Source organism: Nocardioides soli, from assembly GCF_014191495.1.
Lineage (GTDB): Bacteria > Actinomycetota > Actinomycetes > Propionibacteriales > Nocardioidaceae > Nocardioides > Nocardioides soli.
This window is the reverse complement of record NZ_JACHWR010000001.1, coordinates 1,123,875-1,138,771: the sequence shown is the minus strand read 5'-3', so window position 1 is coordinate 1,138,771 and position 14,897 is coordinate 1,123,875. Positions and strand designations below refer to the sequence as shown.

The 14,897-nt window shown below is 72.3% G+C and carries 14 protein-coding genes and 1 pseudogene; 9 read left to right on the top strand and 6 right to left on the bottom strand.

Features of this window, described 5'->3' with window-relative positions; all coding sequences use genetic code 11:
* The gene (locus tag FHU40_RS05850; RefSeq protein WP_183591300.1) at positions 1-639 is read right to left on the bottom strand and encodes a DUF3000 domain-containing protein; all 639 of its coding nucleotides are present in this window, start codon (positions 637-639) and stop codon (positions 1-3) included.
* A gap of 70 nt (positions 640-709) precedes the next feature.
* Between FHU40_RS05850 and hemE the strand changes: the two genes are divergently transcribed.
* Positions 710-1,765, top strand: a complete 1,056-nt coding sequence (hemE, locus tag FHU40_RS05845; RefSeq protein ID WP_183591299.1) for a uroporphyrinogen decarboxylase — start codon at positions 710-712, stop codon at positions 1,763-1,765.
* On the opposite strand, the gene FHU40_RS05840 is transcribed toward hemE, so the two are convergent.
* Positions 1,750-2,700 (bottom strand): DUF4349 domain-containing protein, encoded by a 951-nt coding sequence (locus FHU40_RS05840; protein WP_183591298.1) that lies wholly within the window; start codon positions 2,698-2,700, stop codon positions 1,750-1,752. The genes hemE and FHU40_RS05840 overlap by 16 nt on opposite strands.
* Before the next feature lie 60 nt (positions 2,701-2,760).
* On the opposite strand from FHU40_RS05840, the gene hemG reads away from it, so the two are divergent.
* The 4 genes from hemG to FHU40_RS05820 all read left to right on the top strand — a co-directional run bounded on the left by hemG (position 2,761) and on the right by FHU40_RS05820 (position 7,702).
* Positions 2,761-4,119: a protoporphyrinogen oxidase gene (gene hemG / locus FHU40_RS05835; protein WP_183591297.1), complete on the top strand. Its 1,359-nt coding sequence runs from the start codon at positions 2,761-2,763 to the stop codon at positions 4,117-4,119.
* A gap of 145 nt (positions 4,120-4,264) precedes the next feature.
* On the top strand, positions 4,265-4,975 hold the full coding sequence (locus tag FHU40_RS05830; protein ID WP_221199515.1) for a hypothetical protein: 711 nt from the start codon (positions 4,265-4,267) through the stop codon (positions 4,973-4,975).
* A 7-nt stretch (positions 4,976-4,982) separates the two neighbouring features.
* A complete protein-coding gene (locus FHU40_RS29340) occupies positions 4,983-7,040 on the top strand; it encodes a histidine kinase (protein ID WP_183591296.1) in 2,058 nt (685 codons plus the stop codon).
* The gene (locus FHU40_RS05820; protein ID WP_183591295.1) at positions 7,037-7,702 is read left to right on the top strand and encodes a response regulator transcription factor; all 666 of its coding nucleotides are present in this window, start codon (positions 7,037-7,039) and stop codon (positions 7,700-7,702) included. Before FHU40_RS29340 ends, FHU40_RS05820 begins: the two co-directional genes overlap by 4 nt.
* Positions 7,703-7,708: 6 nt before the next feature.
* Here the strand turns inward: FHU40_RS05820 and FHU40_RS05815 are convergent, their stop codons facing one another.
* On the bottom strand, positions 7,709-8,572 hold the full coding sequence (locus FHU40_RS05815; protein ID WP_183591294.1) for an AraC family transcriptional regulator: 864 nt from the start codon (positions 8,570-8,572) through the stop codon (positions 7,709-7,711).
* Between the two features lie 85 nt (positions 8,573-8,657).
* On the opposite strand from FHU40_RS05815, the gene hemQ reads away from it, so the two are divergent.
* Together hemQ and FHU40_RS05805 are read left to right on the top strand one after the other, a co-directional pair.
* Positions 8,658-9,386: a hydrogen peroxide-dependent heme synthase gene (gene hemQ, locus FHU40_RS05810; protein ID WP_183591293.1), complete on the top strand. Its 729-nt coding sequence runs from the start codon at positions 8,658-8,660 to the stop codon at positions 9,384-9,386.
* Positions 9,387-9,584: 198 nt separating this feature from the next.
* Positions 9,585-10,223, top strand: a complete 639-nt coding sequence (locus FHU40_RS05805) for a hypothetical protein (protein WP_183591292.1) — start codon at positions 9,585-9,587, stop codon at positions 10,221-10,223.
* A 7-nt stretch (positions 10,224-10,230) separates the two neighbouring features.
* On the opposite strand, the gene msrB is transcribed toward FHU40_RS05805, so the two are convergent.
* Positions 10,231-10,635, bottom strand: coding sequence for a peptide-methionine (R)-S-oxide reductase MsrB (gene msrB, locus FHU40_RS05800; RefSeq protein WP_183591291.1), 405 nt, complete (start codon positions 10,633-10,635; stop codon positions 10,231-10,233).
* 131 nt (positions 10,636-10,766) lie between these two features.
* Here msrB and FHU40_RS05795 point away from each other — a divergent pair.
* Positions 10,767-11,507 (top strand): annotated as a pseudogene (locus FHU40_RS05795) (DNA polymerase domain-containing protein); the annotation flags it as partial.
* Between the two features lie 44 nt (positions 11,508-11,551).
* The gene (locus FHU40_RS05790) at positions 11,552-12,634 is read left to right on the top strand and encodes a recombinase family protein (protein ID WP_183591290.1); all 1,083 of its coding nucleotides are present in this window, start codon (positions 11,552-11,554) and stop codon (positions 12,632-12,634) included.
* On the opposite strand, the gene istB is transcribed toward FHU40_RS05790, so the two are convergent.
* Positions 12,598-13,437, bottom strand: a complete 840-nt coding sequence (gene istB, locus FHU40_RS05785) for an IS21-like element helper ATPase IstB (RefSeq protein ID WP_183591289.1) — start codon at positions 13,435-13,437, stop codon at positions 12,598-12,600. The two genes, FHU40_RS05790 and istB, sit on opposite strands and share 37 nt — an antisense overlap.
* On the bottom strand, positions 13,434-14,783 hold the full coding sequence (gene istA, locus FHU40_RS05780) for an IS21 family transposase (protein ID WP_183591288.1): 1,350 nt from the start codon (positions 14,781-14,783) through the stop codon (positions 13,434-13,436). The genes istB and istA overlap by 4 nt, the downstream gene beginning before the upstream one ends.
* Positions 14,784-14,897: the final 114 nt, after the last annotated feature.

Genomic DNA, 14,897 nt, shown 5'->3' with positions numbered 1-14,897 from the left:
TCAGCGCCCGCCGCCCCGTTGTCCGCGCCGGCTCGGCATCACGGCCACGCCGTGCGGGACCGGCGGCAGCCCGGCGGCGGTGCAGAGCAGCTCGCCCCAGGCCTCGACGTGCGGCGCCAGGTCGAGCGGGGCCAGGTCCGGGGCGTCGTCGGGCACCACGGGCGTCCAGGACGCCCGGATCTCGATCTGCGCCGTGCCGCCCTCGTCGGCCATCCCGCCGAAGCTCTCGGTCGCGACCCGGGTCACCGTGCCCGAGGCCGCGACGTACGACGCGCTGTGCTCGTCGAGCGCCTCGGTCAGCCAGGTCCAGCCCACGGCGGCGAGCATCGGGTCGGTGATCAGCTCGAGGTCGACCTCGGCCCGGGCGTACGCCACGCAGCGGAACGTGCCCGACCAGGCGTCGTTGCCTGCCGGGTCGTGCAGCAGGATGATCCGGCCGGTCCCGATGTCGGTCCCGTCGACGGTGACGTCGGCCGAGAGCGCCGAGGCCCAGGGCGCGATGCGCTGCGGCGCGGGCATCTCCTCGCAGAGCACCTCGGGCCGCAGGCGGGCGGCGTGCATGGTGGCCACGGCCTCGCGGAACTCCGCCGGCGCCGCGCCCGCACCCGTGCTCGGGTGTGTCTCCTGACCGACCACCATGGGTTCACAGTAGGTCGGTCCGAGCGTCGTGGATGTGCGAACACGCCGACTGACCTGGGAGGATTCGCACATGCAGGCCGCGAACGACCGTGTCTCCGAGCGACTCAGGGACAGCGCCTTCCTCAAGGCGCTCCGTGGAGAGCCGGTGCCGCACACGCCCGTGTGGTACATGCGGCAGGCCGGTCGGTCGCTGCCGGAGTATCTCGCCGTGCGCGAGGGCGTCGGCATGCTCGAGTCCTGCATGGACCCCGCGCTGGTCACCGAGATCACGCTCCAGCCGGTGCGTCGGTACGGCGTCGACGCCGCGATCTTCTTCTCCGACATCGTGCTGCCGATGAAGGCGGTCGGGGTCGACCTCGAGATCAAGCCCGGCGTCGGGCCGGTCGTCGACCGGCCGGTGCGCACGCTCGCCGACGTGGCGGCGATCCCCGACCTGACCCCCGACCACGTGCCCTACGTCAGCGAGGCGGTGCGCGACCTCGTGGACCAGCTCGGCGGCACGCCGCTGATCGGCTTCGCGGGCGCGCCGTTCACGGTCGCGTCGTACCTCGTCGAGGGCGGCCCCTCCAAGCAGCACGCCAAGACCAAGGCGATGATGTTCGGCGCCCCCGACGTCTGGGACGCGCTGATGCGCAAGATCGCCGGCATCTCCGCCGCCTACCTCGAGATCCAGGTCGCCGCCGGCGCGTCCGCGGTGCAGCTCTTCGACTCCTGGGCCGGCGCGCTGACCCCGGGCGACTACCGCGAGCACGTCATGCCCCACTCCGCCGACGTGCTGGCCCGGGCCGGCCAGCTCGGCGTGCCGCGGATCCACTTCGGGGTCGGTACGTCGAACCTGCTCGGTCTGATGGGGGAGGCCGGCGCCGACGTGGTCGGCGTCGACTGGCGCACGCCCCTCCACGAGGCGATCACCCGGGTCGGCGACCGCGGCGTGCAGGGCAACCTCGACCCGACCCTGGTCTTCGCGCCGACCGAGGTGATGACCGCCCGGGCCGCCGAGATCATCGAGGCCGGCCGCAGCGCCCGCGGCCACGTGTTCAACCTCGGCCACGGCGTGCTGCCGACGACCGACCCCGGTCAGCTGGAGCGGCTGACCGAGTTCGTGCAGGGCTACTCGCTCGACTGAGCGGGCTCGGCCGGCCGGGCCGCCGTCCGGCGGCGTACCGACCGGACCAGCAGCAGCGCCGGCACGCCGACGACCGCCACCACGACGACCCACGGCAGCAGCGCGCCGACGGCGGTCGCCAGCCCGACCGCGAACGTCGCGAGCGCTCCCCAGCCCGCCGACAGTCCGGCCAGGAAGCCCCGATCGTCCTCCTCGGGCTTCGTCTGGTGCGCCGGGGTTCGGTCGATGCTCACCACGATCGTCGAGAGGGAGGTCTGGTCGGCCAGGTAGGCCTCCTGCTGCTGGAGCGCCTCGAGGTCGGCCTGCCGGCGCGACAGCTCGGACTCGATCGCCATGATGTCGCGGATGCTCTGGGCCCGCTGGAAGAGCACGCTGATCCGCGCGATGCTGCGCTGCTGCACCTGGAGCCGGGTCCGCACGTCGATGACCTGCGTCGTCACGTCGTCCTCGTTGGTGCTCGCGGACTCGAGCTCGCCGATCTTCTTGAGCCCCTCGACCGCCTCGCCGAAGTCGTCGGAGGGGATCCGCAGCACCATCCGTGCGTACGTCGGCCGGCCGTCGTCGTCCGACTGCGTCTTCTCCTCGGTCACCTCTCCGGCGTGGCGGTCGACGACCTTGCGCACCTCGATCTGCGCTCGGCCGACGTCGTCGGCGCGCAGCGCGACGTTGCCCTTGCGGATCACCGCCTGGGGGATCTCCTGGGCGACGCTCCGCGCGGCGGCGTCCGGGCCCCGGGCGGCGTCGCCGCCCGCGTCGGCAGCGCCTTCGAGGGCGTCCGCGGCGGGCGCGTCCAGCGCGGCGGAGCTACCCGACGCCGCGTCGTCCCGTTCGTCGTGGTCGTCGGAGGAGCAGCCGGTGAGTGCGATGACCAGGGCGACCAGCAGCGCGGTGCCGGCCACCGTCGGAGAGAGCGAACGGGTGAGTGAGCGGGCCATGTCCGTTGGGACGCGACCCGCGCCGGCTCGGTTCCGGATCCGGTCTGGGAGAGTGGGCGCGTGGTCAGCGTGGTCGTGGTCGGCGCCGGGGTCGCCGGCCTCACGGCCGCCCGCGACCTGGTCGCCGCGGGGCACGAGGTCGTCGTGCTGGAGTCGTCGCCACGGGTCGGCGGCAAGCTGCTGCGGACCTCGGTCGCCGGAGTGCAGGTCGACGTGGGCGCCGAGGCGATGCTCAACCGGCGCCCCGAGGGCGTGACGCTCGCCCGCGAGCTCGGGCTGCCGATCGAGCACCCCGCGGTCGCCTCCTCGCGGATCTGGACCCGCGGTGCGCTGCGGCCGCTGCCGCGCTCGCTGATGGGCGTGCCGCTCGACCTCGCCCAGCTGGCGGCGTCCGGCGTGCTGACGCCGGAGGGCGTCGAGCGGGTGCGGCTCGAGCCGACGCTGCCGCCCGAGCGCATCGCCGACGACATCTCGGTGGGGGAGCTCGTCGACCGCCGCTTCGGCGCGGAGGTCACCGACCGGCTGGTCGAGCCGTTGCTCGGCGGGGTGTACGCCGGCAACGCCCGCCTGATCTCCGCCCGCGCCGCGGTCCCGCAGCTGGTCGCCTACGCCTCGGCGGGGTCGGTGCTGGAGGCGGCCGGCGCGGTGCCCACGACGTACGACGCGCCGGTCTTCGCGGGCATCCCGGAGGGGATGGGACGGCTGCCGGAGGCGCTGGCCGCCGGCCTGACCGTGCGCACGGGGGCCACCGTGCGCGAGCTGCGGCGCACCGCCGCGGGGGGCTTCGAGCTGGTGGTCGGGCCGACCACCGCCGCGGTGCCGGTCACCGCGGACGCCGTGGTGCTCGCGACGCCGGCCGCGCCGACGGCCCGGCTGCTGTCGACGGTCGCGCCGACCGCCGCGGCGGTGCTGGCCGGCATCGAGTCGGCGTCCATGGCGGTGGTGACGCTCGCCTTCCGGGCCGCCGACGTGCCGACGCTCGACGCGACCGACTCCTCCGGCTTCCTGGTGCCGCCGGTCGAGGGCCGCCGGATCAAGGCGGCGACGTTCTCCTTCTCGAAGTGGGGCTGGGTGCGCCGCGCCGGCGCCGGGCTGCTGCTGATGCGCACCTCGCTCGGCCGGTACGGCGAGGCCGTGGCCCTCCAGGCCACCGACGAGGAGCTGGTCGCCTGGTCGCTCGCCGACCTCCGCGACGCGGTGGGGGTCGCGGCCGCGCCCGTCGACACCCACGTGCAGCGCTGGGGCGGCGGCCTCCCGCAGTACGCCGTCGGCCACCTCGACCGGGTGGCCCGCGCCCGGGCGGCCGTCGCCGGCGTACCCGGCCTCGCCGTCTGCGGTGCCGCCTACGACGGGGTGGGCATCCCCGCGGTCATCGCCTCCGCCCACCGCGCCGCCCGAGAGCTCGTCACTGAGGGATAGCCAGTGACGATGTGGTCGTTCCCGGGTGCCGGGAACAACCACTGTGCCGCTGGGTATCGGGTCTGCCCCGTTGTCCCTGGCTGCCGGGACAACCGGCCCGCCAGCCTGTGGTCATCGACAGGAACCACTCACAGAAGGCACCGAGATGACCACCCACGTCACCACCGACAACCCCGTCCGATCGGACGTCTCCACCCTCACCCCGCGCCCGGCCGGCGCCTCCCGCTCGTGGGCGTTCGCCGGCATCGGAGCCGGCCTCGCCGGCATCGGCACGATCGTCTCGTCGAGCATGATCGACGCGGTGTACGACAAGAGCCTGTTCGGCGACCCGCAGGGCATGGCCGACAAGCTCGCCGACCAGACCCCGCAGATCCTCGCGTTCCACGTGTTCACCGTGGTCGGCGCCCTGCTGCTGGTGGTGTTCGCCGCCGGCCTGTTCCGGCGCCTGCGCGACGGCCTCGGCGATCGCTCAGCGGCCCCGCTGGTCGCCTTCGGCGGCCTGCTGGGCACCGCGGTGGTGGCCGTGATCGGCAGCGGCCTCGACACTGAGTTCGTCTTCGGCATCGGCGCCGACGAGCAGATGATCGAGCCGGTCAACGCGGTCATGTTCAACCACTGGACCGGCACGATCCCGTGGTGCTGGGTGCTCGCCGGCCTCGCCGGCCTCGCGACCTTCACCGCGAGCCGCGCCGGCGCCGTCCCGCGCTGGATCGGCCGCACCGGCCTGGTGCTCGGCGGTCTCACCGTCGTGATCGGCGTCTCGCCGGCGCAGTACATGGCCGGCGCGACCGGGCCGCTGCTGGTCCTCGTCGCCGCGCTCGGTTTCGCCCTCGGCGACCGTGCGTACCGGTCATGATGTGCCGGTGAATCCGACCGACAGCACTGCGCAGCGACCGGCCGCCTGGCCGGTCGCTGTCGTGCTGCCCGTCCTCTGCCTGGCCTGCCTCGTCGGCATCCTCGTCTTCGAGAGCAGGTCGTACGGCGAGCCGATGCTCTGGTCGTTCGGCGCCGAGATCGAGATCGGTCACGGCGTCGGCACCGGCCTGATCGGTCTGATCCTCGCGATCCTCTCGGCGGTGGTGCTGCGCCACCCGGGCCACCGCGGCATCGGCTGGACCCTGGGCGCGGTCGGCCTCTTCTGGTCCCTCGACGGGCTGTCCGAGGCCTACGTCCGCCTCGGGCTGGTCACCGACCACGCGCTGCCCGCGATGACCTTCGCGGTCTGGTTCCTCGCGCGCTTCACCTCGCTGCTGCCGGCGACGATCGTGGTGCTGCCGCTAGTCTTCCCCGAGGGCCGGTTCCCTCGCGGGCCGTGGGGAGCGGCGAGCTGGGTCTGCATGATCGTGCTCGTCGTCGGGGCGCTGGCGTTCGTCGTCACGCCGTACGACCAGCCCACCGGCCGCCTGATGCCCGGCGTCGACCCCGACTGGACCACGGTCTGGGCCCTCGAGCCGATCGCGGGCGTGCTGACCGGCGGCCTCCAGGCCCTGACGGTCATCGGCCTCGTCGTGCCGGTCGGCGTCGTCGTGCACCGCTACCGCCGGTCCCGCGGCACCGAGCGCGACCAGCTGCGCTGGCTGCTATGGGGTGCGCTGGTGACCGCGACGACCATCGTCGTGACCCTCTTCCTCGAGCTCGGCGACCTGACGGCGGTCGTGTTCTTCGTCTGCATCGTGCTGACACCGATCGCGATGACGGTGGCCGTCGTCAACCCGCGGCTGGTCCCCATCGAGGAGCTGCTCGGCCGCACGGTGCTGCTCTCGCTGCTCGCGCTGGTGCTGGTCGTGATCGACTTCGCGGTGGTCGCGGCGATCACGCTCGTGCTCGACGACGCGATGGCCCAGTCGCAGGTGGTGCTGGTCGTGCTGCTGACGACCGTGCTGCTCTACGGACCGCTGCGCAACCGGCTGTCGCGGGGCGTGCGGCGGTTCCTCTTCGGCGACCGCGCCAACCCGTACGACGTCGTGGCCGGGCTGGCCTCGACGCTGGAGTCGACCGAGGAGGGCGCCGAGCAGCTCGCCGTCGTCGCCCGGTCGGTGGCGAGTGCGTTCGGGGTGGGGTTCGTCAGCGTCGAGGTCGACCGCAGCAACGGCGAGCGGCTGCTCGCGACGTACGGCGACCGTCCCGCCGAGACCCGCGCGCTGCCGATCACCTACCGCGACGCGGAGGTCGGCAGGCTGGTGCTGCCGGCCCGCGGGCTGCGCAGCCGGCTGTCGCGCCGCGACGAGGAGCTGCTCGGCGATCTGGTGCGCCAGGCCGCGACCGCTGCGCGCACCAGCAGGCTCGCCGACGAGCTCCAGGAGAGCCGCGAGCGCCTCGTCACCGCGCGCGAGGAGGAGCGGCGCCGGATCCGCCGCGACCTCCACGACGGGCTCGGCCCGGCGCTCAGCGGCGTGGTCTTCCAGCTCGAGTCCGCGCGGCTGCTCGTCCCGAAGGACCCCGATGCCGCCGAGCGCGAGATCGCCGGCGTCAGCGGGCACGTGCAGGACGTCGTCGCCGACGTACGCCGTCTCGTCCACGACCTGCGGCCGCCCGCGCTCGACGACCGTGGCCTGGCCGGCGCGCTGCGCCAGCAGGGCGAGCTGCTCGAGCCGGCCGCCACGGTCGTGGCGGGTGAGCTCGGCTCGCTGCCGGCCGCGGTCGAGGTCGCGGCCTACCGGATCGCCGGTGAGGCGATGACCAACGCGGCCCGGCACGCCCGGGCCAGCACCTGCACCGTCCGGCTCGAGGTCGCCGACCACGCGCTGCTCGTCGAGGTCGCCGACGACGGCGTCGGCATCGCACCGTCGGCCCAGGCGGGCGTCGGTCTCGTCGGGCTGCGCGAGCGGGCCGCCGAGCTCGGCGGCCGCAGCGAGATCACCTGCCCGACCTCGGGCGGCACGGTCGTGCGCGCCTGGCTGCCCCTGAGGAGCACCCCATGAGCGATCCGTCCAGCGACATCCGCGTCGTGGTCGTCGACGACCACCAGATCGTGCGTGAGGGGCTGTCGAGCCTGCTCGGCGCCCTCGACGGGATCGAGGTCGTCGGCGCGGCCGCCGACGGCCGGGACGCGATCCACGTGATCGCGGAGACCGAGCCCGACGTCGTGGTGATGGACATCCAGATGCCGCACCTCGACGGCATCGAGGCGACCCGGCACATCACCGGCCGGCAGCCCGATGTCCGGGTGGTGATGCTGACCATGAACGAGGACGACGACACCGTGCTCAGCGCGATCCGCGCCGGCGCGAGCGGCTACCTGCTGAAGGGCTCCGGGGCCGACGAGGTGCAGACGGCGATCCGCGCGGCGGCGGCCGGCGGCATGGTCTTCGGCGCGAGCCTGGCGGCGCGCGTGTCGTCGTACTTCTCCGGGGCCGCGACGCGGGCGGAGGAGCCCGAGCCGTTCCCGGACCTGACGGATCGTGAGCGCGACGTGCTTCGGCTGCTCGCCGCGGGCCGGTCGAACGACGCGATCGCGGCCGAGCTCTACGTCTCCAACAAGACCGTCCGCAACGCCGTCTCCGGCGTCTACGCCAAGCTGCACGCCGCCGGCCGGGCCGAGGCGATCATCAAGGCGCGGGAGGCCGGCTACGGCCGCGACTGAGCTCCGTCACGCCGGCTCGATCGGCAGCCACAGCTCGGTGGTGGCGGTGCCGAAGTCGTCGGCGTGCTCCAGGATCGCGACCAGTGAGGGGCCCGGACGGAGCCGCCACGGGTTGGACGGGAACCACTGCGTCGCGGTGGCCGCCCAGGTCTCCTGCAGCACCTGCGGGTAGGCGCCGCTGGTACGGAAGACCGCCCACGAGCCCGCCGGTGCCTCGACGGCGTCGAGGTCGTCGGGGACCGCTCCGGTGACGGCGACGCCGTGCAGGTAGGTCAGCATCGAGCCCTCGGCCGCGTCGGGCTCACTGTCGGCGGTGACGGCGAGGATGCCGGCCGGATCGGTGTCCGAGAGCGCCTTGAGCCGCCGGTGCTGCTCGGGGGCGAGGGACTCGATGTGCTGCCGGATGTGCGGATTGACGCCCTCGTAGATCAACGGCACGCGGAACGCGTGGCCGACGAGGCGGAACTCGGGCCGGTCGACGATGCGGGTGTCCATGGGGGTGCTCCCTTCGACGGTGAGACGGAACGTGAGGCGGGGCTGGGACCGGAGCGGACCGCCGGCGCGGCGTACCTCGGCCGGCACGCTGCCGTGCACGGACCGGAAGGCACGACCGAACGCCTCGGTCGAGCCGTAGCCGTAGCGCACGGCGATCGTCAGCAGATCGTCGTCGGCGCCGATCACGTCCGCGGCGGCGACGGTCATCCGGCGCCGGCGTACGTACTCCGAGAGCGGCATGCCGGCCAGCGCGGCGAACATCCGCCGCAGGTGGTGCTCGGTCGTGCCGAGCGCCCGGGCGAGCGCACCGACGTCGAGGTCGTCGGTGAGCCGTTCCTCGACGAGTGCGACCAGCCGGTTCAGCTCGGTGATCATGGCTCCGAACCTAGGCGGTGCGGTGCGGGTCACGCCCGATGATCCCGGCCCGCTGCGATCGGGGGGCGCCTTGCACAATAGGGGCATGAGCGAGACCGACCCGCAGGCCGAGATCAAGAGCAACGCCGCTCGCATCAACGAGCTGAACGAGACGATCCGGTACACGATGTGGTCGGTCTTCCGTCTCGAGGAGCGGCTCGGCGACAACGCCGACCGCGCCGCCGAGGCCGAGGAGCTCGAGAAGCTGCTCGCCGACCTGGCCGCCGACGGCGTGGTCGTCCGCGGCGTCTACGACGTCGCCGGCCTGCGCGCCGACGCCGACGTGATGGTCTGGTGGCACGCGGCCTCGGCCGACCAGCTGCAGGCGGCGTACCACCGGCTGCGTCGTACCCGCTTCGGCACCCGCCTGGCGCCGGTCTGGTCGCAGATGGCGCTGCACCGGCCGGCGGAGTTCAACCGCAGCCACCTGCCGGCGTTCCTCGCCGACGAGCGCTCGCACGCGTACGCCGCGGTCTACCCCTTCGTGCGGTCCTACGAGTGGTACCTGCTCGACGACGCCGAGCGCCGTCGACTGCTCGCCGAGCACGGCCAGATGGCGCGCGGCTACCCCGACGTGCGCGCCAACACGGTGCCGTCGTTCGCGCTCGGCGACTACGAGTGGATCCTGGCGTTCGAGGCCGACGACCTCTCTCGCATCGTCGACCTGATGCGGCACCTGCGGGGCTCCGAGACCCGTCGGCACGTGCGCGAGGAGGTGCCGTTCTACACCGGCGCCCGGGTCGACGTCGCCGAGCTGGTCGACCGCCTGCCCTAGATGACTAATTCCAAGGCCTCGCACGCTGCGCGACGCTCATCATCCGCTCCGGCGGCGTTGCCGACGCTTGAAAGACGTCCAGTCTGCCGACGCATCGGCGCCTTGCCGGAGCGGCGCTGAGCGCCGCTCGCTTGCACGATCCCTTGGAATTACTCATCTAGCAGGGAACCGACGTGGCCGGTGCGTCGTCGTACCGCCATGATGAAGACCACGATCGCCCTCGCCGCCGCCGCGCTGTTCGCACTGACCGCGTGCGGCAGCGGTGACGACGCCACCGCGACCGACGACTCCGTGACCTCCGCCGACCGGCCGACGGCGGCCGCGCCGCCCGCCGCGACCCCGGCGGCCCCCGGCCCGGTGCACACCCGCACGCTCGCCACGGTCATCGACACCGGCACCCCCGAGCTCTGCCTGGGGCCGGTCCGGGAGTCCCACCCGCCGCAGTGCGACGGGCCCGAGCTGGTCGGCTGGGACTGGGCGGCCCAGCGCGGCGTCTTCGAGCGGGAGGGCGCGACCCGGTGGGGGCAGTTCGCCGTCACGGGCACCTGGGACGGCGAGCGGCTGACCGTGACCAGCGCCGTCCCGGCCGCGCTGTACGACGCGATGCCGGCCGCCGAGCCGACCTACCCCGAGCCGGCCGAGCAGCTGAGCAGGGCCGAGCTGGAGCGGATCCAGGCCGAGGTGCTGGAGCTGCCCGGCGCCCAGGACGCCTACGTCACCGGGCCGCGTGTCGTCGTGGACGTCACCTACGACGACGGCTCGCTGCAGCAGTGGGCGGACCGGACCTACGGCGAGGCCGTCGTCGTGGTCACCGGCGCGCTCGTCGACGAGGAGTGACCTCGCGTCACTGCTGGTCGGCCGGCTCCAGGGTCAGGCTGATCGAGTTGATGCAGTAGCGGTCGCCCGTGGGGGTGCCGTAGCCGTCGGGGAAGACGTGGCCGAGGTGCGAGCCGCAGTTGGCGCAGCGCACCTCGACCCGCTTCATCCCGTGGGAGTTGTCCTCGAGGTACTCGATGGTGTCGCTGATCGGCTGGTAGAAGGAGGGCCAGCCGCAGCCGGAGTGGAACTTGGTGTCCGACTCGAAGAGCTTGGCCTGGCAGGCCTTGCAGCGGTAGACGCCCGTCGTCTCGGTGTCGGTGTACGCGCCGACGAACGCTCGCTCGGTGCCGGCCTGGCGCAGGACGGCGTACTCCTCAGGCGTGAGCTCCTCGCGCCACTCCTCGTCGGTCTTCGACACGTTGTAGGCCATGCCTTCAGCGTACGTCGTGGGGGTGGGGCGGGCTCACGGCCCGCTGCCGTGAGGTTTCGACGCGCCGTTGCTTGCTCAACCTGCCTCCCCACGCCCGGCACTCCTCCGTCGTGCCGGGCTAGGGTCGACGCATGGCGAAGACCCCCGCGGCCGAGGTCCAGGCGGGCGGCCGTGCCGTCCGCGTGTCCAGTCCCGACCGGGTGATCTACGAGGCGACCGAGACCACGCCCGAGGTCACCAAGCTGATGGTCGCGGAGTACTTCGCGAGCGTCGAGGACGGGCTGATGCGCGCGCTCCGCGACCGGCCGACGGCGTTGGAGCGGTGGACCTCCGGTGTGCGGCCCGGCATGAAGCTCGCCACCGGGCCGCAGGACAAGGACGCCGACGCCTTCTACCAGAAGCGGGTGCCCAAGGGGGCGCCCGAGTACGTCGAGACCGTGCAGGTCACCTTCCCCTCGGGACGCACCGCCGACGAGATCTGCCCGACCGAGATCGCCGTGCCGGTCTGGTGCGCCCACATGGGCACGCTGGTCTTCCACCCGTGGCCGGTACGGCGCACCGACACCGACCACCCCGACGAGCTGCGCATCGACCTCGACCCGCAGCCCGGTACGACGTTCGCCGACGCCGTCCGGGTCGCCGGTGTCGCCCGCGAGCTGCTCGAGGAGCTCGGCCTGTGCGGCTACCCGAAGACCTCGGGCAACCGGGGCGTGCACATCTACGTGCGGATCGAGCCGCGCTGGGAGTTCACCGACGTCCGGCACGCCGCGATCGGCTTCGGCCGCGAGCTCGCCCGGCGCGACGACGGCGTGACCGTCGACTGGTGGAAGGAGGAGCGCGGCGAGCGGATCTTCGTCGACTTCAACCAGAACTAGTAGCCTTAACAAATACCTGGTCTGGTGGACGGAGTCGGGCGTTGACGGATCGTGGCCGCGCGGTGATCTACACGCGCATCAGTCGAGATGAAGAAGGCAATCGCGTCGGGGTCGAACGGCAGGAAGCAGACTGCCGCGACCTCGCGAAGCGTCTCGGCCTGGACGTGGCGCACGTCTACACCGACAACGACATAGGCGCATCAAGCCTCAGCAAGAAGGCCCGTCCCGCCTACGCCGCCATGCTCGCGGCGGTGCGGGCGGGCGAGGTCAGCACGGTCCTGTCCTACTCCAACTCGCGTCTCACCCGCCGCCCTGCGGAGTGGATTGACCTAATCACCCTCGCCAACAAGGGCAAGCTTCAGATTCGCACGGTGGTGTCTGGCACCTATGACCTCGGCACCGCAGACGGGCGGGCGGTCGCAATCACTGTTGCCGCGTGGGACGGTGCGGAAGCGGAGCGCATTGGAGAACGCCTCGAGGCCGCGCATCGTCACCTGGCGCTGCGGGGTGAGCCCTTCACCGGAGGTCGCAGAGCCTTCGGCTGGAAGGAGGATAGGCGCACAATCGAGCCGCAGGAGGCAGAGCTCATCCGCGAGGCTGTGGAGCGGGTAAAGGCCGGGTGGGGTGTCAACACCATCGCTCGCGACTGGAACGAACGCGGCATCAGAACTCCGTGGGGTGGCGAGTGGAAGTTCAACAACCTCCATGAAGTGCTTACCCGCCCCCGCACCGCGGGCCTTCGCACCTTGAAGAAGGAGCTGGTGCGAGACGCAGACGGCAACGTGGTGAAGGGCAAGTGGCAACCCATCATCACCACTGAGGAGCGAGAGGAAGTTCTCGCGCTACTCGCTGCTCGTGCTCGTCCGAGGAGGCGCAGGGGAAAGTACCTTCTCGGCTCGCTCCTGCGCTGTGGCGACTGTGGCGCGAAGATGTGGGGCAATCTGCTGAGAGCAAGGAACTCCACCAACTACCAGTGTGCGCGGGGCGGGCACTTGGCGATCTCTGGCAAGCGGCTCGAAGAGGCCGTGATGGCGCTCGTCGAAATTCCCCAGGGGCGCTCATCGAAATTCCCCACCCTGGGCGGGTGTCACTGTAGCGGTCGGCGTGTGCCGGTCGCGGCGTGACGGAGTGCGTCGTTCTTGGCGTGGTGGTCGCGTAGGCGGTAGGAGTCGCCGTCGAGGTTGAGCACCACGGAGCGATGCAGGAGCCGGTCGAGCATGGCGGCGGCGACGGTGGTGTCGCCGAGAACCTCACCCCAGGACGCGACGCCGCGGTTGGTGGTCAAGACGATGCTGGTCTTCAGGTAGCGCTGGGACACGACCTGGAACAGCGCGGAGGCTGCTTCGCCGGGTAACGGCAGGTAGCCGAGCTCGTCGATCACGAGCAGGGTGGGGCCGGCGAAGAATCGCATGGTGGTGGCCCAGCGTCCCTCGATCGCGGCGCGGTGGCAGCGGGCGGCGAGGTCGGCGGCGGTGGTGAAGTAGGTCCGGTACCCGGCTTCGGCTGCAGCGCGGCCGAGCCCGACGGCCAGGTGGGTCTTCCCGACGCCGGGCGGGCCGATCAGCAGCACGTTGGTCGCGGTGTCGAGGTAGCGGCAGGTCGCGAGCTCGTCGACGAGCTTCTTGTCGACGCCGGGGGCGGCGTCGAAGTCGAAGTCCGCCAGGGTCGCGGGCGTCGGCAGGGATGCGAACCGCAGGCGGCCGGCGAGCTTGCGTGCTTCGGTGGCTTCGACCTCGCGGGCCAGCAGGTGCTCGAGTGTCGCGGTCATCGACCACTGCTCGGCTTCGGCCTGGGCGAGCACGCCGGGCAGGTGCTCGGCAGCGGCGGTGAGCTTCAGCGTGGCGAGGTGGCCGCGCAGCTGCTGGTACAGGCTGGCCTGGGCGCCGCTCATCGGTGGGGACGTCGGCATGGTCAGGGAGTCGGTCATGTGAGGGTGTTCCTTCCGGTTGCTGCTCGGTCGTACTTGGACAGGTCGATCACCACGTCGTCGCTGATCGCGGTGTCGGTGGCGTCGTTGCGGGCGCGCAGTTGCTCGGCGGCCGCGCGTGCCGCGGGGCCGGGTGGGATGCGTTCCTTGCGGCGGTGCGGGCGGGAGGTGTCGTGTCCTGCGAGGACGAGCTGCTCGAGGGCGATCACGTGGCCGTGGTCGCGCACCATCACCCCAGCACCGTCGGGTGCGAGTTCGTGGCGGGCGATGACGATCCCGCTGGTGGTGACGATGTCGATGTGCTGTTCACCGAGCCGCTGGGACACGACGACCTGGGCGCGGGCCAGCTCCGGCGGGACGGAGTAGAAGTTCCCGCGCCAGGCGACCAGCGCCTGAGCAGACACCGTCCGTTCCTCGCTGATCGTGGCGGGGAATGGGCTGGTCGGCACCGGGGTCAACGGCTCGCGTTCCGCGACCGTGAGCACGCTGGCGCGGCCATCGACGGCGGAGGGACGCAGCCGGGCATCACCCCGCAGTTCACAGAACCGGTCCAGCGAGGCCTGCGCCTCTTCGATGGTGATGTCGTCGGGCAGGGTGCGCCACCAGCGTTGCGCGGCGGTGTGGTTGGACTTCTCCACCACGCCCTTGCGATTGCCCCGTCGGGGCGGGCAGATCGCCACGGACACCCCGTAGTGCTTGGCGACTGCGGCGAACGTCGCGGTCACCTTCCCCGACTCGGGGTGGCACACCGTGGTCATCCGGTCGAAGCGCCACTTCCGAGTGAGCCCGCCCAGCTTCCGGGTGACGGCGTCGAGCCCGGCGATCAGGTGCGGCTGCTGCTCGGATGCTGCGAGGTGGCCGCGCCACTTGCTGGAGTGGGCGAGCGCACCGACCAACAGGTGCGCGTTCTTGCCCCAGCCCCACGCCGCGGGCGGGTCGGGCAGCTCGAGCCAGTCCCACTGGGTCTCCTCACCCGGCGGGTGCTCGATCGGCGCGTTCGCCCGGCCCTTCGTCGCCGAGCACGGCTCGCAGTGCGGCCGCAGCTCCCGGGTGCGGATCTGGCGGGTGAACGTCGGATACGACCGGTCATAGCCCAGCCCGACCACCTCGTCGAACAACGTCATCGCCCACAGGTGGGGGTCCTCGGTCAGGCGCGCGCGGACGTAGTCGAAGTACGGCTCGAACGGGTCGTCGCCGGCGGGCTTGCGTTCGCCGGCGACCCGCTCGTCGTTCAGGTAGGCGCGGATGGTCTTCCTGTCCCGGCCCAGGTGCCGGGCGATCGCGGAGATCGTCCAGCCCTGCCGGCGCAACGCGTGAGCGTCGATGTCTTCCTCCCGTGTCAGCATGGGAAGCGAGGGCTCCTTCGGTAGACGGCGCGTGGTCAGAGACCGCCATCTTCGAAGGAGCCCCACCCGCTTCCGGTGGAGCCACGGGGTGGGGAATTTCAGTGAGCAGAACTG

Bases quoted from the DNA above. Each gene is read 5' to 3' on its own strand.
- FHU40_RS05850 (WP_183591300.1), bottom strand. From the start codon at position 639: ATGGTGGTCGGTCAGGAGACACACCCGAGCACGGGTGCGGGCGCGGCG.
- hemE (WP_183591299.1), top strand. From the start codon at position 710: ATGCAGGCCGCGAACGACCGTGTCTCCGAGCGACTCAGGGACAGCGCC.
- FHU40_RS05840 (WP_183591298.1), bottom strand. From the start codon at position 2,700: ATGGCCCGCTCACTCACCCGTTCGCTCTCTCCGACGGTGGCCGGCACC.
- FHU40_RS05830 (WP_221199515.1), top strand. From the start codon at position 4,265: ATGACCACCCACGTCACCACCGACAACCCCGTCCGATCGGACGTCTCC.
- FHU40_RS05820 (WP_183591295.1), top strand. From the start codon at position 7,037: ATGAGCGATCCGTCCAGCGACATCCGCGTCGTGGTCGTCGACGACCAC.
- FHU40_RS05815 (WP_183591294.1), bottom strand. From the start codon at position 8,572: ATGATCACCGAGCTGAACCGGCTGGTCGCACTCGTCGAGGAACGGCTC.
- hemQ (WP_183591293.1), top strand. From the start codon at position 8,658: ATGAGCGAGACCGACCCGCAGGCCGAGATCAAGAGCAACGCCGCTCGC.
- FHU40_RS05805 (WP_183591292.1), top strand. From the start codon at position 9,585: ATGATGAAGACCACGATCGCCCTCGCCGCCGCCGCGCTGTTCGCACTG.
- msrB (WP_183591291.1), bottom strand. From the start codon at position 10,635: ATGGCCTACAACGTGTCGAAGACCGACGAGGAGTGGCGCGAGGAGCTC.
- istB (WP_183591289.1), bottom strand. From the start codon at position 13,437: ATGACCGACTCCCTGACCATGCCGACGTCCCCACCGATGAGCGGCGCC.
- istA (WP_183591288.1), bottom strand. From the start codon at position 14,783: ATGCTGACACGGGAGGAAGACATCGACGCTCACGCGTTGCGCCGGCAG.